Genomic DNA, 17,527 nt, shown 5'->3' on the forward strand with positions numbered 1-17,527 from the left:
TCGCTCCACAAAAAAGGCCTCTGACGAGGCCTTTTTGCTTTCCGATCTATACCCGCGTCCGGTCAGCGCAATTATTTCATCACATAGCGCAGCGCGACCTGTACGGCCAACTGCCGGTAATGGGCGGTCTGTAAATCCACCTCATCCGGATTTTCAAACAAAGCGCCGAACGTATATTGGTTGGCGACCTGGTGCACACACAGGCTGCTGATGAGGCGGTGAACGTCGCGCGCCTGCGCATCTTCCTTAAACAGATGGCTTTGTTTGCCGCGTTCAAGGATATCTTCCAGCAGCGTTAATGCCGTTTTGTTGATCTCACGGATGCTGGTGGACTGGCGGATAAAGCGGCCGCGCAGCATGTTTTCTGTCGATACAATACGGATAAATTCCGGGTGTGAGACATGGAAATCGAAGCTGGCTTCTACCAGTTTGACGATCGCTTCCGCAGGTGGCAACGAAGATAAGTCCAGCTCCAGCTCGTGCTGGCGAATACCGCGATAAACGTGTTCCAGAACCAACATGTACAGGGCTTCTTTGGTCTTATAGTGGTAGACCACCATACGTTTCGTGGTGCTGGCATTGGAGGCGATATTTTCCATGCGCGCGCCCATCAGACCGGATTCAGCGAATTCAGCCAGAGCGCTGTCGAAAATGCGCTGCCTGAGTCCTATCGGATCATTTTTACGTCCCGGCGCCGGGGAACTTTGGCTGCTCAGCGTCTTATCCTCTTCATTAACCACATTCTCGCCACAGAGATTAACCATTGCTTAGCCCAGTTACAATCTGTGCGTTCATACAACTTCGCCGCACTTGACGAATGTGGCGTGAGGGTCCACTACTGTAAGTATCGAAGCCTGACTAAAAGGACACTATTTTGCCTGCAACCACCCGGTTACATTCTATTGCGACAGTTTCAGTACCAGGAACCTTGCCTGAAAAACTTACCGCCATTGCGGCTGCAGGATTTGATGGTGTGGAAATATTCGAAGACGATTTGCTTAAAAGTCCTGTCAAACCGGCGGCTATCCGTAACCTCGCCGATTCTCTCGGCCTGCGCATTTTCCTGCTGCAACCTTTCCGTGATTTCGAAGGGGTTCCGGCAGAGAAGCGGGTTGAAAAACTCGCCAGCGCACGCCGCCAGTTCGACCTGATGAGCGAGCTGGGCTGCGATCATTTACTGGTGTGCAGCAACACCGATCCGGAAAGTTCACCGGAGCGGGAGGTGCAGATTGCCGATCTCGCCGCGCTGGCGGAAATGGCGGAGCTGTATGACATCCGTATCGGCTATGAAGCGCTGGCATGGGGTAAACACGTCAACCGTTACCGCCAGGCGTGGGATCGCGTACGCGAGGTGAACAGTCCGGCGCTGGGCATTGTGCTCGACAGCTTTCATATTCTCGCCGTGGGCGACAATCTTGACCGTCTGGATGAAGTGCCGCTGGAAAAAATCAGTTTCCTGCAACTGGCCGATGTACCGTTCAAAGACATGAACGTGCAGCAGTGGAGCCGTAGTTACCGCTGTTATCCGGGGCAGGGCGATTTACCGCTGGTGGATTTTGTCAGCACGCTGAACCGTAAAGGTTTCACCGGCCCCTGGTCACTGGAAATCTTCAATGATAAAACCCTGCCGCTGGCTGATGGCCTGCGATCTCTGACGGAGCTGGAAAAGCGGATGCAGGCGTACGAAAAATCACTCAGCGAGTGATCTGATACCCCATCTGACGCCAGATCCCCGGCAGTTCGCGCATGTCGTGGAAAGTGGTCACCAGCGGGTGATCGAGCGCAGGGTTATGCGGATCGGCGCAGTAGTAAAACACCGGGATGCCTGCGGTGATCCCGGCCTGTGCGCCTGCCACGGAATCTTCAACCAGAATGCAGTTTTCCACCGGCACGTTCATGACGTCGGCTGCTTTGTACAAGACGGCAGGATCGGGTTTCCAGCGCTGTAAATCATAGCCGCTGAATAACTTATCCCCCATAAAAGGCAGCAATCCGGTCAGGCCGAGAGAGTGCTGCATTTTGGTGACCGGGCCGTTTGAGACGACACACATCGGCACGGTGATTTGTTCCAGTAACTCGCGTGCGCCGTCAATAGGTTCAAGTTTGCTGTCGAAAAGACGGGCAACATGCTGGCGAAACACGACTTCCATTTCTTCTTTCGGCACGTCGATACCGTGCTCTTTATTGACGATCGCGACGATTTCGTAAAGTTTGACGCCTTTGTATTTCTTATACATTTCGTCGAATGAAACCGTCACACCAAAATGCGCGAACATTTCGACATAGGCTTCGCAGCACAACAATTCACTGTCCACCAGCGTACCGTCGCAATCAAAAAAGACACATTCAACCTGTGACATACTTTCTCCCTGTGAGCGTTTCATCTATTGGCGTGCATTATGGCACTGTACCCGAACGATAGATTTAATCCCATACATCCAGTGCTGGCGCTTTCGGGCTAAAATCCTTAGGATACCCCCCGATTGTTTTTCCCCCATTTTGGAACTCACCAATGAGCACACCACAGAGCAATGCGACTGCGGGTAAAGGTCTGGCTGAACGTCTGTTTAAACTGACGCAGCACGGCACCACCGTACGCACCGAAACTATCGCCGGTTTAACTACCTTCCTGACCATGGTCTATATCGTTTTCGTGAACCCGCAGATCCTGGGTGTTGCGGGGATGGATAAACAGGCCGTGTTCGTGACCACCTGCCTGATTGCCGCGTTCGGCAGCATCCTGATGGGCGTGATCGCCAACCTGCCGGTCGCTCTGGCACCGGCGATGGGTCTGAATGCGTTCTTTGCGTTTGTGGTCGTGGGCGCGATGGGGGTTTCATGGCAGATCGGGATGGGCGCGATATTCTGGGGTGCTGTGGGTTTGCTGCTGCTGACTATTTTCCGCATCCGTTACTGGATGATTGCCAATATTCCGGTCAGCCTGCGTGTGGGCATTACCGCCGGTATCGGGCTGTTTATCGGCATGATGGGGCTGAAAAACGCCGGCATTATTGTCCCGAACCCTGACACCATCGTGACCATCGGTAATCTGACCTCGCACAACGTGCTGCTCGGTGTGCTGGGGTTCTTCATTATTGCCGTGCTGGCGTCGCGCAATTTCCACGCCTCGGTGCTGGTGTCGATTATTGTCACGACAGTCATTGGCCTGATGATTGGCGATGTGCATTACACCGGTTTCTGGTCGATGCCGCCGAGCATCACCACGGTTGTCGGTCAGGTGGATTTGAAAGGCGCGCTGAATATCGGTCTGGCGGGCGTCATTTTCTCCTTCATGCTGGTGAACCTGTTTGACTCCTCCGGCACGCTGATTGGTGTGACCGACAAAGCCGGTCTGGCTGATGCGCAGGGCAAGTTCCCGCAGATGAAACAGGCGCTGTACGTTGACAGCGTGTCTTCCGTGGCGGGGGCATTTATCGGTACTTCATCGGTGGGCGCGTACATTGAAAGCACCTCCGGCGTTTCCGTGGGCGGTCGTACCGGCCTGACGGCGGTGGTGACCGGTTTACTGTTCCTGCTGGTGATCTTCATTTCCCCACTGGCGGGGATGGTGCCGGAATACGCGGCGGCCGGTGCGCTGATTTATGTCGGCGTGCTGATGACCTCCAGTCTGGCGCGTGTTTCCTGGGATGACCTGACCGAAGCGGTTCCGGCGTTCGTGACCGCGGTAATGATGCCGTTCAGCTTCTCGATCACCGAAGGTATCGCGCTGGGCTTCATCTCTTACGTGGTGATGAAACTGGGCACTGGCCGCTGGAAAGAAATCAGCCCGTGTGTGGTGGTCGTAGCCCTGCTGTTTGTGCTGAAAATCGCGTTTGTCGACGGGCATTAATCCGCTGACATCTGCTTAACGCCTGTAAAAAAACAGCCCGCATTGCGGGCTGTTTGCATTTCTGATGACCGGAATTATTGGCTGACGCGGCGCGTATAGTCGGCAAATGCCGTCAGCTGGCCGCGCAGGAAATCGAGCGTCCCCTGGTCGATGACTTCGCCGATTTGCTCATCCACTTTATTCTGGATCACACCACCCATAAATTCGGGTTTATTCATCACCATCGCATCCAGGAACACCAGAATCTGACGCAGATGATACTGACAACGTGCCCCGCCGACCGGACCCATTGAACTGGTCTGGATCAGCACGGGCTTACCGGCCAGTGGCTGATTCGGCAGGCGGGAAATCCAGTCGATCGCATTTTTCAGGCCGCCCGGAACGGAGTAGTTATACTCCGGCGTGACGATAATGACGCCATCCGCCTGACGGATTTGTTCCGCAATCGCTTCAACATCCGCCGGAAAGCCTTCTTCCTGCTGAATATCTGCATCATAGAGCGGCAGTGTACCGATGGAAGGCAACGCCTCAATGCTGATGCCCTCTGGTGCCACTTTTGGCAATGTGCGGGCGACCATTCCGTTGTAAGACGCTTTACGAAGACTGCCTAACAGTGTGACAAACTTCAGTGGTTGAGCTGACATGGGTAACTCCTGTTATGGATGACTTTGCGAAAGGAACTGCCTGTAACCATAAACGAAAAACGGCACGACGGGCGTAAACAAAAGTGAAGTTTTATTTAGCGGGTGGCAGGCTGATGAATTTCATGAAGTGTGGTGATTCAGATTGCTGGTCTGTGGCCAGGGTTTGTGTGCGGGTGAAGCCGTTTTCAGGTTCGTAACGCCAGCACTGCAAACGGATAATCGAGGGTGACTGCGCACATGACCAGATAATGGAACCTTCAATGTCGCTCATCACCTGCGCCTCGGGCGTTACGGTAGACCGTAAACGACCAGAAGCGGGATTCAGGCTGAGCGTAAGCGGACTCTGATCGTTCAGGCCGGACATTTTCAGCATGCTCTGGCGGATACACCACAGTTGCAGAGAGGATTCCACCGGATCGGATTGCATAGCAATCCAGGTTTTCTCCACCGCAGAAAGCTGTAATTGCTGTTGCTGATTCACCAGCGCACTGCGGGCATGAATGATTTCGAGATCGAGGCCGACTTTCCCTTCGCTGCTGATTAAAACACCGACGGTACTTCCTGCATACGCCAGACTGAAATCAGGCAAATCAGGGGATTCAAAACTCGGACGACCGCTGGGTAACGTGATGACGCTGGGAAGTTCCGCGATTCCATAGAGATAGAAAATCATTTCTGCCAGCAGAACGCGGCCGTTTAAGAAACGCTTGCGCTGTTTTTCGGAAAGGTGTTTTGCAAATAATACGATCTCTTGCGGCAACCGGTGTGTATCCGGTTCTGCATCCGTCATTGCCCATCTTGCAAAATGGCACGCCATTGTTCACTCCATGATTAATGGTTCGACCGCAGTTTCTCAATTGTTCTAAAGAATAACATTAAGAGAAATCATTAAAAACCGCTTAAACCCCGCAGTGCCACACACATTCTTCCCTTTTCATACAGTTTTTCATAAACATAAAGTGAAAGTAATCACAGTCTTAATCTCTTATTGGGAAAGAATCTCACTGGAATGATGTTCTGGATTTTTACTCATAAGATTCTTACACCAGATATATCTACTACAGCAACATAAAGAAACGCCAGAAAATGCCGTTACTAATTAAGCAGCGATCTCGCTGCTTTGCCTGCGAGTACCCAAAAATGTTAAAAACGACGCAATCCCGCTTTATCGCATTGATCAGCTTGTTTTTTATTGTGCTGATCATCGTTACGCTTATCGTGATCCAGGTGTATATCGCTCCCCAACTGAAACAGACAGAAAGTAATCTGGTTGCTAATCAGGTGGATGATGTCGCGGTGGCAATTAATGACCGCCTGAATAAAGTTGAGTCACAGGTTCGCACCATTACCCAGACTGTTGCACAAATGGACAGCGACAGTATCGATCGTTTACTTCCGGCACTGGTTGATCAGTACGGTGACTCTGCCGTGTTTGGCGGCGGGATCTGGCCTCTGCCGAACCAACGCGATCCGGCCAAAATCAAATTCAGCACCTTCTTTGCCCGTAATAATAATAATCAACTGACGGTCAATACTTTCTGGAACAGCGCCGAATCCCCAAACTATTTCGATCAGTCGTGGTATCTGGCGGCATCAAAAGGTGAAAAGGGTCAGTGTGTCTGGGCGCCTGCTTATTTCGATGACGCCAGCACCCAGCCGCGGACTAACTGTGCGATGCCGATTTACAAAGATGATAAGCAATGGGGCGTCGCCACCATTGACGTCACACTGGGGTTCTTTAACCAGCTGGTGACAGAGATGGAGAAAAAGGTTCACGCCAGGATTTATATCGTGGAAAAAGACGGCACCATCGTCGGTACCAGTCATTCCACGGATGAAAAACTGCCGAAACTGGCCTCACTGGGCGAAACTTCTCCGCTGGCGATGCAGATCCGCAAAAGTCTGGATCAGATCAACGGGCAGGCGAGTCTGGTGGCTGACTACGATAATGACGGCACGTCGCATACCATGTTTATGAGCAACATTCAGGGGCCGTGGTTTATCGCCACCGACATGCCGACCAGTCAGTTACTGGCGCGCAGCCACAGCATTCTGACGAGTCTCGGACTGGTTCAAATCCCGATGGTCTTGCTGTTGCTGATCGTTCTGATCGCCGCGATTAAAATTTTCATGCGCCAGCTGGCGGCACTGAATAAAAATATCGCCCAGCTTTCTGCGGGCGGTGCCGACTTAACCCGGCGCTTACCGGAAAGCCGCAGCCCTGAGTTCAATCAGATCAACCAGAACTTCAACGGTTTCCTGTCTTTCCTGCAATCCATTCTGCGTCAGGTTGGCGACAGCAGTCTGGCTATCACTTCGGCTTCGCGCCAGATTGCCAGCGGTAACCTGGACTTGTCAGCACGAACCGAAGAACAGGCCAGCTCGATTGTCGAAACGGCAGCCTCAATGGAACAGCTGACCAGCACCGTGAAACAGAACGCTGCCAATGCGGAAGGGGCTAACCAGTTGGCCCGTGATGCCTCGGCTGTTGCCGGGAGGGGCTCGGACGTGGTGAAACAGGTGGTTGAGACCATGGGCTCGATCACCCGCTCTTCACATAAAATCGTCGATATCATCAGCGTGATCGACGGCATCGCTTTCCAGACCAACATTCTGGCGCTGAATGCGGCGGTTGAAGCGGCGCGTGCCGGTGAACAGGGACGCGGTTTCGCCGTTGTGGCATCGGAAGTGCGCAGTCTGGCACAGCGCTCAGCCACTTCCGCGCGTGAAATCAAAAAGCTGATCGAGGATTCTGTGGCGGATATCGCCACCGGCAGCGAACTGGTGGCGACCGCCGGAACGACGATGGATGAAGTCATGGGTGGCGTGAACAACGTGGCGACGCTGATGAACGAAATCATGTCTTCCAGTCAGGAGCAAAGTCTGGGCATTGAGCAGGTAAATGTGGCTATCACGCAGCTGGATAACGCCACGCAGCAGAACGCCGCGCTGGTGGAACAGGTTTCTGCCGCTGCGCAGGCGATGCAGGATCAGACCGTTCAGCTGGAAACCGTGGTAGCAGGCTTTAAGCTCTGATTTCGTCTGATTAAAAGTGTTCAAAACTGAGCGGTAAGTGAGCGATCACTTACCGTTTTGTATTTTGCGTAAGGCTCAGTAAAAGGCGTGTTCAGTCATGAAGTTAATCAGGCTGGTCAGTTTGGCGCGCGGCCTGAAATCGGGCAGATAAACCAGATGCACTGCCCGGGGTTTCGGGATAAAAGACTCAAGTACCGGGATCAGTTTTCCGCTGGCGATATCTTCGGCCAGTAACACTTTGGGTTGCAGCAACAAACCGGCGCCTTCCAGTGCGGCAGCGCGCAGCGCATGACCGTCGTTGGATACATAGCGGCTGTTAACCGGCCACGCTGACGTGGTGCGCTCTGCATTCGCCAGATGCCAGCCTTCACTCTGATTCCAGACGGTATGCACCAGGCACGGGTGCGTTTTCAGATCTTCCGGCGTCGCGGGCGTGCCGAAACGCTGTAAATAATCTGCAGAAGCGCAGATCACCATTTCATAAGGGTTCAGCGGCTTGGCGACCAGCCGGTCATCGCCAATTTCGCCAATACGGATCGCCGCGTCAAAACCCTCTGCGATCAAATCTACCCTGGCGTTGCTCAGTATCAGTTCCACGTTTACTTTCGAGTGTTTTTGCAGATAACGGGCCAGCATCGGCGCCACCACGCTGGAGCCGAGTGATACGGGTGCGCTGATCCGCAGCAGTCCGGTCGGCACGCTTTGCAGGCTTTCCATCGCGCTTTCGGTGAATTTCATCTGCTCCAGCACCCGTTTTCCGTTCTCGTAAAACACTTCACCGGCATCCGTCAGGCTTTGCTTGCGTGTGGTGCGTTGCAACAGGCGGGCATTCAAATACTTTTCCAGCTGCTGAATATGCTTGCCGACCATCACTGCTGAAATCCCCAGCTTTTCCGCTGCTGTACTGAAATTCCCGGTTTCTACCACGCTGATAAAGACCTCGATATTCCGCAACTTATCCACATTACAAACCCTGAGTTAGAACAGAATGAATAATACGATTCTATATCTAACCCGTAGTTTGGTGAAAGATGGTTCTGCAAACAACGTTGAGGAATATCTGATGAAAATTTTAGTGATTGGCGGGACAGGTACATTGGGTAAAGCCGTGATTCAGGAGCTTAGCGCAGACCATGAAATTGTCACCGCAGGCAAAACCCGCGGCGATTTTCAGGTCGATATTACCGATGAAAACAGCGTAAAAGCGCTTTTCCAGAGTACGGGAAAAGTTGATGCGATTATTGCTACTACCGGCAGCCTGCACTTTGGCCCGCTGGTGGAGATGACCGCAGCACAGTTCAATATTGGTTTGCAGAATAAACTGCTTGGCCAGGTGCGCCTTGCGCTGATCGGTCAGTCATTCCTTAACGATGGCGGTTCCATCACGCTGACCAGCGGGATCATTGCTGATGAACCTATCCGTCAGGGGGCGAACGCCACCACGGTAAATGCCGCCGTCGAAGGCTTTGTCCGGGGCGCGGCGATTGAACTGTCACGGGGTATTCGCATCAATGTGGTCAGCCCGACCGTAGTAGAAGAGTCGCTGAAAGCTTATGGCCCGTTCTTCCCGGGCTTTGAGGCTGCACCGGCAGCGCGCGTGGCGAAAGCGTATCGTCGCAGCGTGGAAGGGGCGCAGACCGGACGCATTTATAAAGTCTGGTAAGGCGTAATCCTTTGAATAAAATAAAAAACCCACATTCTTCAATGTGGGTTTTGTTTGCTGCGAACAGCGGCTTATTTACCGATACAGAAACTCGAGAAGATACGCCCCAGTAAATCATCCGAGGTAAATTCACCGGTGATTTCGCTCAGCGATTGCTGGGCCAGACGCAATTCTTCCGCCAGCAGTTCACCCGCCCATGCGCCAAGCAGTTGATCTTTACCCTGAACCAGATGCTGTGCGGCCTGTTCCAGCGCCTGCAGGTGACGGCGACGGGCAAGGAATCCGCCTTCCATATTGTGATTGAAGCCCATCACCTGTTTCAGATGATCGCGCAGCAGATCAACGCCATCGCCGGTGCGGGCAGAAAGGCGAATAAGTGAGTGACCATTCACTTCCGTTTGTCCCAGCGCTTCGCCGGTGATATCCGCTTTGTTGCGTACAACGACAATAGGTAAACTCGCGGGCAGGCGGGCCATAAATTCGGGCCAGATGTCCGCAGGCTCGGTTGCTTCCGTTGTTGTACCGTCGACCATAAACAGCACTAAGTCAGCCTGTTCGATCTCATTCCATGCACGTTCGATACCAATGCGCTCAACTTCATCGCTGGCTTCACGTAACCCGGCGGTGTCAATGATGTGCAACGGCATGCCATCAAGGTGGATATGTTCGCGTAAAACGTCACGCGTAGTGCCCGCGATATCGGTAACGATCGCCGCTTCACGACCAGCCAGCGCGTTCAGCAGGCTGGATTTACCGGCGTTCGGACGCCCGGCAATCACCACTTTCATCCCTTCACGCAGCAGGCTGCCCTGACGTGCTTCGGCCCGCACGGCATCGAGATCACCCATCACCGTATTGAGTTTGGCTTCGATTTTACCGTCGGACAGGAAGTCGATTTCCTCATCGGGGAAGTCGATAGCCGCTTCGACAAAGATCCGCAGGTGAGTGAGTGCTTCCACCAGATGATGAATACGGTTCGAGAAAGCGCCCTGTAAGGAGTTAACCGCTGAACGTGCGGCCTGCTCGGAGCTGGCGTCGATAAGATCAGCAATCGCTTCAGCCTGCGCCAGGTCGAGTTTATCGTTGAGGAAAGCCCGTTCAGAGAATTCGCCAGGACGCGCAATTCGCACGTTTTCCAGCGCGATAATGCGTTTAAGCAGCAAATCCAGGATCACCGGCCCGCCGTGGCCTTGCAGCTCAAGCACGTCTTCGCCGGTAAAGGAGTTCGGGCCGGGGAACCACAACGCGATGCCCTGATCCAGCGTGCTGCCATCAGCATCCTGAAACGGCAGATAATCGGCATAACGCGGCTTGGGCAGTTTACCTAAGACAGCCTGTGCCACATCACGCGCCGCACGGCCGGAAATGCGCAAAATGCCCACACCACCGCGGCCGGGTGGGGTTGCCTGGGCAATAATGGTATCTGAGGTGCTCATAGCAATGATCTCTGTTGGTCTTTTTACGGATATGCAAAAGGCGATCAAATGATCGCCTTTCTTTTTTATCATCAAGTTTAGCGGTCAGGACGAAAGCCGTCCTGACATTCACTTATGACTTTTTCTTGTCGCGGCTGTGCAGGCCACGTTTTTCCAGCCCGCGATAAATCAGCTGCTGCTGGAGAATGGTGACCAGGTTACTGACGATGTAGTACACCACCAGGCCAGACGGGAACCACAGGAAGAACACGGTGAAGATGACCGGCATGAAGGTCATGATCTTCTGCTGCATCGGGTCAGTGACGGTGGTCGGCGACATCTTCTGGATGAAGAACATCGTGATACCCATCAGAACCGGCAGAATGTAGTACGGGTCTTGTGCTGACAAGTCATGGATCCACAGGATGAATGGCGCGTGGCGCAGTTCAATGGAACCAGACAGCATGTAATACAGTGCCAGGAAGATTGGCATCTGAATAACCAGCGGCAGACAGCCACCCAGCGGGTTCACTTTCTCAGACTTATACAGCGCCATCATTTCCTGACTCATGCGCTGTTTGTCATCACCGATACGTTCACGCATGGCGGCCAGTTTCGGCTGCAACATACGCATTTTCGCCATCGACGTGTACTGTGCGCGGGTCAGTGGATACATGATACCGCGAACAATAAAGGTGATAACGATGATCGAGAAGCCCCAGTTACCGACAAACCCTTGAATGAATTTCAACAGTTTGAACAGTGGCTGAGAGATGAACCATAACCAACCGTAGTCAACCGTCAGGTCAAGGTGTGGCGCGATAGCGGCCATCTTGTCCTGAATTTCCGGACCAACCCACAGGATAGAAGCAACTTGTTGCTGTGCACCTGGTGCAACGGTAAACGGTGTGCCTTTAAAGCCAATCGTTGAAATACCGTTATTGGTGGTGGTGAAGAAGGTATTGGTGTCTTTCGCTGATGGGATCCACGCCGTTGCAAAGTACTGCTGCAACATCGCAACCCAACCACCCTGAGTCGTGACATTCAGTGCTTCGCTCTTATCGAACGCATACTTCTGATATTTGTCATCACTTGAGGAATATGCCGCGCCGCGGAACGTGTGCAGAGCAAAGTTATTGCTGCCGGTATCACGGTGCTTAGGTAATTCGGTGGTTTGTTTCAGCTGACCGAACATGGTCAGTTCAAGCGGGGCAGCCGTGGTGTTGTTGATGTTGTATTCAACGTTTACCGCGTAAGAACCACGTTTGATCACGAAGGTTTTGGTGTAAATCGCACCGTTCGCCGCCGTGTAAGTCATCGGAATGCGCAGTTCAGACTGGCCTTCAGCCATTGTGAAGGTATCGGAGCTCGCCTTGAACAGAGGGCGTTCACCGTTAGCCGGATTGTCTGGACCGTTTTTACCTGTCAGACCACTTTGTGCCTGATAGAGGAAATTAGGAGTAGTTTCCAGTAACTGGAAAGGCTGGTCAGAGCCCAAAGTCGTTGGGTAAGCCTTCAGCAGAGCCTGCTCAATGTCGCCACCACGGGTGTTGATCGTTAATGACAGCACATCACTGTTAACTGTAATTAATTTGCCCTGTCCGCTATCAGGAACAGCCTGATTAGTAGCATCACCGTTTGCAGTGTTCGCAGTCTGTTGCGTGGTCTGGTTGGCCGGTTGCGGAGCGTGGTCCGTTTGCCATGCCTGCCAGATCATGAAAGACACGAACAGCAGAGCGATGAGGAAAAGATTGCGTTGCGAATCCATCGTTAGTGTTCTCTGTTATTGTCGGTTTTCGGCGGTACGGGGTCATCACCACCTGGGTTCAAAGGATGGCATTTTAATACGCGTTTCAAAGTCAACCAACTGCCTTTTAACATGCCAAAACGACCAATTGCTTCAATACTGTATTGAGAGCAGGTTGGTCGAAAGCGGCAATGCGGCCCGAGCAACGGACTGATGAATAGCTGATAACCACGTATCAGCTTTATCAGGATGCGGGAGCCTGTCGGCAATGTCGACGCCATAATTTCTCCAACGCTTCCGTCAGCGCGCGATTATCTAAATCGGCGACACCCTTTTTGGCTACTACCACAAAATCCATCGACGGCAGCGTATGCTGATTCAACCGGAAACTTTCGCGGGTAAGGCGTTTGATCCGATTGCGTTCATGTGCGCGTTTGACGTGTTTTTTTGCGACGGTGAGACCGATGCGGGGATGCCCCAGCTCGTTCAGGCGGCCGAGTATAGTGATTTGCGGCGTGCCAGCCCGTTGTGGCTGCTGGAAGACGAAAGTGAAATGACGGGGAGTTAACAAACGTAACTCCCTGGGAAAAGCGAGCTTAACCACTAAATAGGTTAGCTTTTATTACTTAGAAGCTGACAGACGGGTACGGCCTTTCGCACGACGGCGAGCCAGAACCTGACGACCATTTTTGGTGGCCATACGAGCACGGAAGCCGTGGCTACGGTTGCGCTTCAATACGGACGGTTGGAAAGTGCGTTTCATGGCGATTTCTACCTAAACTTAAATTATTACTGATCAGTAAACGCGAAGACATTTCGGCGAAAAAACGACCGGTGCCTTTGTCGCAACATATAAAGAAGCGGGATTGTAATAACTGTACAGTCCTGAGTCAATTTACATTGCCAGAAATGGTTCAAGTGTTTACCAGAATTGCCCGTGGTCACACCGCAATATCCATCTGGTTATGACCATCAGGAACACAGGCTTCACACGTAGGGCTGAAGATTATACGGACTCTGCCGCAAATCGCAAGGATCCTCGCCTGATCCTTATCCACAGGCGTGCGATCTTTCTCGCAGTATGATGAAATTTAACTCAGCGGACTCCTATTTTTTCACCAGAGTGATGATTACATCGCCTAATTTTAAAAGGATCGGCTAAGCTTACCCACTTGCCGATTGCTGCCTGTGGATAAAAAGGATCTAATCTGTCAGGAAGGGGAGGATCTCTGGGCCGGATTGCGTTATGATCCGCCATTCCGATCGCGATCCCGGCTGGGATGCTGTCGACAAAAACCGCAAAAAGCGGTTCGCACGTGACTTTACGCCACTGACAGGGTGGTGAGAGAAATTTTCCCCCATTAGCGGGCGGAACGTGTGCCAAAAATCATGATTTAAAAAATATCCTGATCCTTTTCTTTTTTGATACTTGTTCGAGTGGAGTCCGCCGTGTCACTTTCGCTTTGGCAGCAATGTCTTGCCCGTTTGCAGGATGAACTACCTGCCACAGAATTCAGTATGTGGATACGCCCCCTGCAGGCGGAACTCAACGACAATACGCTGGCGCTGTATGCCCCGAATCGTTTTGTTCTGGATTGGGTTCGTGACAAATACCTAAATAATATTAACGGCTTGCTTAACGATTTCTGTGGCACGGATGCACCGTTGCTGCGTTTTGAAGTCGGCAGCAAGCCGGTGATCCAACGCGTCAGCCAGCCTGTTGCGGCCAGCGTCAGTTCACAGGCTGCGCCTGCCATTCCGCGTCTGGCGCCTTCCCGTCCAAGCTGGGACAGCTCACCGGCTCAGCCTGAGCTGTCTTATCGCTCTAACGTCAACCCGAAACATACCTTTGATAACTTCGTAGAAGGTAAATCTAACCAACTGGCTCGCGCGGCGGCGCGTCAGGTGGCGGATAATCCGGGTGGCGCGTACAACCCGCTCTTCCTTTATGGTGGCACCGGTCTGGGTAAAACCCACTTATTGCACGCCGTCGGTAACGGCATCATGGCGCGTAAAGCCAATGCCAAAGTGGTGTACATGCACTCCGAGCGTTTTGTACAGGACATGGTCAAAGCCCTGCAAAACAACGCCATCGAAGAATTCAAACGTTACTACCGTTCTGTTGATGCGTTGCTCATCGATGACATTCAATTTTTTGCTAATAAAGAACGTTCGCAGGAAGAGTTCTTCCACACCTTTAATGCCCTGCTGGAAGGTAATCAGCAGATCATCCTGACCTCGGATCGTTATCCAAAAGAGATCAACGGTGTTGAAGATCGTCTGAAATCGCGTTTCGGCTGGGGTCTGACGGTGGCTATCGAGCCGCCTGAATTAGAAACCCGCGTGGCGATCCTGATGAAAAAGGCGGACGAAAACGATATTCGTCTGCCGGGCGAAGTTGCCTTCTTTATTGCTAAACGTCTGCGATCGAATGTGCGTGAGCTTGAAGGCGCACTGAACCGTGTGATTGCCAACGCCAACTTTACCGGCCGTGCGATCACTATCGACTTCGTTCGTGAAGCGTTGCGCGATTTGTTAGCGCTTCAGGAGAAGCTGGTCACTATCGATAATATTCAGAAAACAGTGGCCGAATATTATAAAATCAAGGTCGCTGACCTGCTTTCCAAACGGCGCTCCCGTTCGGTAGCCCGCCCACGCCAGATGGCGATGGCGCTGGCGAAAGAGCTGACCAACCACAGCCTGCCAGAAATCGGCGATGCGTTCGGTGGTCGGGACCATACCACGGTGTTGCACGCCTGCCGTAAAATCGAGCAGTTGCGTGAAGAAAGTCACGACATCAAAGAAGATTTCTCCAACTTAATCAGAACATTATCTTCCTAGCGCTATGAAATTTATTGTTGAACGTGAGCATTTGCTGAAACCACTGCAACAGGTCAGTAGTCCGCTGGGTGGACGACCAACGTTGCCTATTCTGGGTAACCTGTTATTACAGGTGACGGATGGCGCGCTGTCGCTGACCGGGACGGATTTGGAAATGGAGATGGTGGCGAAAGTCGCGCTGTCTCAGCCACATGAAGCGGGTGCCACCACGGTGCCGGCGCGTAAATTCTTTGATATCTGCCGTGGATTGCCGGAAGGCGCGGAAATTTCCGTCGCGCTCGACGGCGACCGCATGCTGGTAAAATCAGGCCGCAGCCGTTTCTCGCTGTCGACCTTACCGGCGACAGATTTCCCTAATCTCGACGACTGGCAAAGCGAAGTAGAATTCACCCTGCCGCAGGCCACGTTGAAACGTCTGATCGAAGCCACGCAGTTTTCTATGGCCCATCAGGACGTTCGTTATTATTTAAACGGTATGCTGTTCGAAACCGAAGGTGAAGAACTGCGTACTGTCGCGACCGACGGTCACCGTCTGGCCGTATGTTCTATGCCAATCGGCCAGTCTCTGCCGTCGCATTCGGTGATCGTGCCGCGTAAAGGCGTGATGGAACTGGTGCGTCTGCTTGATGGCGGTGACACCACATTGCAGCTGCAAATCGGCAGCAACAATATCCGTGCTCACGTCGGCGACTTCATCTTTACCTCTAAACTGGTTGACGGTCGTTTCCCTGACTATCGCCGCGTATTGCCGAAAAATCCGGACAAAACGCTGCAGGCAGGCTGCGATTTGCTCAAGCAGGCGTTTGCCCGTGCCGCGATCCTGTCCAATGAAAAATTCCGTGGCGTACGTTTGTATGTCAGCCATAACCAGCTGAAAATCACCGCGAATAACCCGGAACAGGAAGAGGCAGAAGAAATTCTGGATGTCGGTTACGAAGGCACTGAAATGGAAATTGGTTTCAACGTCAGTTACGTACTGGATGTGCTCAATGCACTCAAGTGCGAAGACGTTAATCTGTTGCTGACGGACTCTGTTTCCAGCGTGCAGATTGAAGACGCAGCCAGTCAGTCGGCAGCGTATGTCGTTATGCCAATGCGGCTGTAATCGGGCTATCTGACTTGTCATTTTGCGATCGGGCAGTGTTCGCAATGCCCACGCACCTGAGTATGCTCCGCTTACTGTAGCTGCACGCAAACTGACTGCGACGATGATGCCCTGGAATGGATAGTAGATGGCCTTAACGCGCTTACTGATAAAAGATTTCCGCAACATCGAGGCGGCAGATTTAGTTCCGTCGCCCGGTTTTAACTTTCTGGTCGGTCCCAATGGTAGCGGTAAAACCAGTGTGCTCGAAGCGGTCTATACGCTGGGGCATGGCCGCGCTTTTCGCAGTTTGCAGGCCGGACGCGTGATTCGTCACGATCAGCCGGAGTTTGTTCTCCATGCGCGTGTGGATGACGGCGGTGATCGTGAATTGTCGATTGGTCTGAGCAAAAGCCGTCAGGGCGACAGTAAAGTACGCATTGATGGCAGTGATGGCCACAAAGTGTCTGAACTGGCACAGATGCTGCCGATGCAACTGATCACACCCGAAGGCTTCACCCTGCTCAACGGCGGGCCGAAGTACCGGCGGGCATTTATTGACTGGGGTTGTTTTCATCACGACCCCGGTTTTTTTATCGCCTGGAGCAACCTGCGACGGTTACTCAAGCAGCGCAACGCCGCGCTGCGACAGGTGAGTCGTTATGCGCAAATTCGTGCCTGGGATCAGGAACTGATCCCGTTAGCCGGGCGTATTAGCGAATGGCGGGCAGCTTACAGCGACGCGATCGCGGCTGATATCAGCGCGACCTGCGCGCAATTCCTGCCCGAATTCGCCCTCAGTTTTTCTTTCCAGCGTGGATGGGATAAGGAGACGGAGTACGGCGAGTTGCTGGAGCGTAATTTTGAACGCGACAGAGCCTTAACCTATACCGCATCAGGCCCGCATAAAGCGGATTTCCGCATTCGTGCCGACGGCACGCCGGTGGAAGATTTACTGTCCCGTGGGCAGTTGAAGTTACTGATGTGTGCGCTGAGACTGGCGCAGGGTGAGTTTCTCACCCGACAGAGCGGGCGGCGTTGCCTGTATCTTCTTGACGATTTTGCCTCTGAGCTGGACACCGACCGACGTCGGTTGCTGGCTGATCGCCTGAAAGCCACCCAGGCACAGGTTTTTGTCAGTGCGATAAGCGCTGAGCAAGTGACCGACATGATGGGTGAAAAGGGCAAGATGTTCCGCGTGGAACAAGGTAAAATAGCCGTTCTATCACAGGACTAAAAATGAGCGA

At 52.8% G+C, this 17,527-nt stretch carries 16 protein-coding genes and 1 pseudogene; 7 read left to right on the forward strand and 10 right to left on the reverse strand.

All coding sequences use genetic code 11. The features are described from left to right. Positions 1 to 71: 71 nt before the first annotated feature. A complete protein-coding gene (locus tag HGO41_RS11385; protein WP_013577694.1) occupies positions 72 to 764 on the reverse strand; it encodes a TetR/AcrR family transcriptional regulator in 693 nt (230 codons plus the stop codon). Between the two features lie 110 nt (positions 765 to 874). Between HGO41_RS11385 and HGO41_RS11390 the strand changes: the two are divergent. Next, positions 875 to 1,678: pseudogene (locus HGO41_RS11390) on the forward strand (sugar phosphate isomerase/epimerase family protein); the annotation flags it as partial. A gap of 16 nt (positions 1,679 to 1,694) precedes the next feature. On the opposite strand, the gene yieH reads toward HGO41_RS11390, so the two are convergent. Further along, entirely contained in the window at positions 1,695 to 2,360 is a 666-nt protein-coding gene (yieH, locus tag HGO41_RS11395; protein ID WP_037033882.1) for a 6-phosphogluconate phosphatase, read from the reverse strand. A 152-nt stretch (positions 2,361 to 2,512) separates the two neighbouring features. Between yieH and HGO41_RS11400 the strand changes: the two genes are divergently transcribed. Continuing rightward, on the forward strand, positions 2,513 to 3,850 hold the full coding sequence (locus tag HGO41_RS11400) for an NCS2 family permease (RefSeq protein WP_095924037.1): 1,338 nt from the start codon (positions 2,513 to 2,515) through the stop codon (positions 3,848 to 3,850). Between the two features lie 74 nt (positions 3,851 to 3,924). Here the strand turns inward: HGO41_RS11400 and HGO41_RS11405 are convergent, their stop codons facing one another. Both HGO41_RS11405 and HGO41_RS11410 read right to left on the reverse strand, forming a co-directional pair. After that, entirely contained in the window at positions 3,925 to 4,494 is a 570-nt protein-coding gene (locus HGO41_RS11405; protein WP_013577698.1) for an NADPH-dependent FMN reductase, read from the reverse strand. Positions 4,495 to 4,585: 91 nt separating this feature from the next. Next, positions 4,586 to 5,311: a 4'-phosphopantetheinyl transferase family protein gene (locus tag HGO41_RS11410; protein ID WP_013577699.1), complete on the reverse strand. Its 726-nt coding sequence runs from the start codon at positions 5,309 to 5,311 to the stop codon at positions 4,586 to 4,588. A gap of 323 nt (positions 5,312 to 5,634) precedes the next feature. Here HGO41_RS11410 and HGO41_RS11415 point away from each other — a divergent pair, with 323 nt between their 5' ends. Then, on the forward strand, positions 5,635 to 7,530 hold the full coding sequence (locus HGO41_RS11415) for a methyl-accepting chemotaxis protein (protein WP_013577700.1): 1,896 nt from the start codon (positions 5,635 to 5,637) through the stop codon (positions 7,528 to 7,530). Between the two features lie 75 nt (positions 7,531 to 7,605). Here HGO41_RS11415 and HGO41_RS11420 read toward each other — a convergent pair whose 3' ends face one another. Continuing rightward, positions 7,606 to 8,493, reverse strand: a complete 888-nt coding sequence (locus HGO41_RS11420) for a LysR substrate-binding domain-containing protein (RefSeq protein ID WP_250981035.1) — start codon at positions 8,491 to 8,493, stop codon at positions 7,606 to 7,608. A 100-nt stretch (positions 8,494 to 8,593) separates the two neighbouring features. On the opposite strand from HGO41_RS11420, the gene HGO41_RS11425 reads away from it, so the two are divergent. Then, positions 8,594 to 9,193 carry a short chain dehydrogenase gene (locus HGO41_RS11425; RefSeq protein WP_015690617.1) on the forward strand — a complete coding sequence of 200 codons (600 nt, stop codon included), beginning with the start codon at positions 8,594 to 8,596 and terminating at the stop codon, positions 9,191 to 9,193. A gap of 71 nt (positions 9,194 to 9,264) precedes the next feature. Here the strand turns inward: HGO41_RS11425 and mnmE are convergent, their stop codons facing one another. The 5 genes from mnmE to rpmH all read right to left on the reverse strand — a co-directional run bounded on the left by mnmE (position 9,265) and on the right by rpmH (position 13,118). Next, positions 9,265 to 10,629: a tRNA uridine-5-carboxymethylaminomethyl(34) synthesis GTPase MnmE gene (mnmE, locus tag HGO41_RS11430; RefSeq protein ID WP_013577703.1), complete on the reverse strand. Its 1,365-nt coding sequence runs from the start codon at positions 10,627 to 10,629 to the stop codon at positions 9,265 to 9,267. A gap of 112 nt (positions 10,630 to 10,741) precedes the next feature. Then, on the reverse strand, positions 10,742 to 12,376 hold the full coding sequence (gene yidC / locus HGO41_RS11435) for a membrane protein insertase YidC (RefSeq protein WP_013577704.1): 1,635 nt from the start codon (positions 12,374 to 12,376) through the stop codon (positions 10,742 to 10,744). Positions 12,377 to 12,378: 2 nt separating this feature from the next. After that, positions 12,379 to 12,636: a membrane protein insertion efficiency factor YidD gene (gene yidD, locus HGO41_RS11440; RefSeq protein ID WP_013577705.1), complete on the reverse strand. Its 258-nt coding sequence runs from the start codon at positions 12,634 to 12,636 to the stop codon at positions 12,379 to 12,381. Further along, positions 12,600 to 12,959: a ribonuclease P protein component gene (gene rnpA / locus HGO41_RS11445; RefSeq protein WP_071823635.1), complete on the reverse strand. Its 360-nt coding sequence runs from the start codon at positions 12,957 to 12,959 to the stop codon at positions 12,600 to 12,602. Before rnpA ends, yidD begins: the two co-directional genes overlap by 37 nt. A gap of 18 nt (positions 12,960 to 12,977) precedes the next feature. After that, positions 12,978 to 13,118: a 50S ribosomal protein L34 gene (rpmH, locus tag HGO41_RS11450; protein WP_009637487.1), complete on the reverse strand. Its 141-nt coding sequence runs from the start codon at positions 13,116 to 13,118 to the stop codon at positions 12,978 to 12,980. 686 nt (positions 13,119 to 13,804) lie between these two features. Between rpmH and dnaA the strand changes: the two genes are divergently transcribed. From dnaA to recF, 3 genes are all read left to right on the forward strand, one after another. Next, the gene (gene dnaA, locus HGO41_RS11455; protein ID WP_014333276.1) at positions 13,805 to 15,196 is read left to right on the forward strand and encodes a chromosomal replication initiator protein DnaA; all 1,392 of its coding nucleotides are present in this window, start codon (positions 13,805 to 13,807) and stop codon (positions 15,194 to 15,196) included. A gap of 4 nt (positions 15,197 to 15,200) precedes the next feature. Continuing rightward, positions 15,201 to 16,301 carry a DNA polymerase III subunit beta gene (dnaN, locus tag HGO41_RS11460; protein WP_013573353.1) on the forward strand — a complete coding sequence of 367 codons (1,101 nt, stop codon included), beginning with the start codon at positions 15,201 to 15,203 and terminating at the stop codon, positions 16,299 to 16,301. A 127-nt stretch (positions 16,302 to 16,428) separates the two neighbouring features. After that, positions 16,429 to 17,517 (forward strand): DNA replication/repair protein RecF, encoded by a 1,089-nt coding sequence (gene recF, locus HGO41_RS11465; protein ID WP_250981036.1) that lies wholly within the window; start codon positions 16,429 to 16,431, stop codon positions 17,515 to 17,517. Positions 17,518 to 17,527 lie beyond the last annotated feature (10 nt).

The organism is Rahnella sp. CG8, from assembly GCF_023701875.1.
GTDB classification, from domain to species: Bacteria; Pseudomonadota; Gammaproteobacteria; order Enterobacterales; family Enterobacteriaceae; genus Rahnella; species Rahnella aceris.

Excerpts from the sequence above, each read along its gene's own strand:
- HGO41_RS11385 (WP_013577694.1), bottom strand. The coding sequence starts at position 764 with ATGGTTAATCTCTGTGGCGAGAATGTGGTTAATGAAGAGGATAAGACG.
- yieH (WP_037033882.1), bottom strand. The coding sequence starts at position 2,360 with ATGTCACAGGTTGAATGTGTCTTTTTTGATTGCGACGGTACGCTGGTG.
- HGO41_RS11400 (WP_095924037.1), top strand. The coding sequence starts at position 2,513 with ATGAGCACACCACAGAGCAATGCGACTGCGGGTAAAGGTCTGGCTGAA.
- HGO41_RS11405 (WP_013577698.1), bottom strand. The coding sequence starts at position 4,494 with ATGTCAGCTCAACCACTGAAGTTTGTCACACTGTTAGGCAGTCTTCGT.
- HGO41_RS11410 (WP_013577699.1), bottom strand. The coding sequence starts at position 5,311 with ATGGCGTGCCATTTTGCAAGATGGGCAATGACGGATGCAGAACCGGAT.
- HGO41_RS11415 (WP_013577700.1), top strand. The coding sequence starts at position 5,635 with ATGTTAAAAACGACGCAATCCCGCTTTATCGCATTGATCAGCTTGTTT.
- HGO41_RS11425 (WP_015690617.1), top strand. The coding sequence starts at position 8,594 with ATGAAAATTTTAGTGATTGGCGGGACAGGTACATTGGGTAAAGCCGTG.
- mnmE (WP_013577703.1), bottom strand. The coding sequence starts at position 10,629 with ATGAGCACCTCAGATACCATTATTGCCCAGGCAACCCCACCCGGCCGC.
- yidC (WP_013577704.1), bottom strand. The coding sequence starts at position 12,376 with ATGGATTCGCAACGCAATCTTTTCCTCATCGCTCTGCTGTTCGTGTCT.
- yidD (WP_013577705.1), bottom strand. The coding sequence starts at position 12,636 with ATGGCGTCGACATTGCCGACAGGCTCCCGCATCCTGATAAAGCTGATA.
- rpmH (WP_009637487.1), bottom strand. The coding sequence starts at position 13,118 with ATGAAACGCACTTTCCAACCGTCCGTATTGAAGCGCAACCGTAGCCAC.
- dnaN (WP_013573353.1), top strand. The coding sequence starts at position 15,201 with ATGAAATTTATTGTTGAACGTGAGCATTTGCTGAAACCACTGCAACAG.
- recF (WP_250981036.1), top strand. The coding sequence starts at position 16,429 with ATGGCCTTAACGCGCTTACTGATAAAAGATTTCCGCAACATCGAGGCG.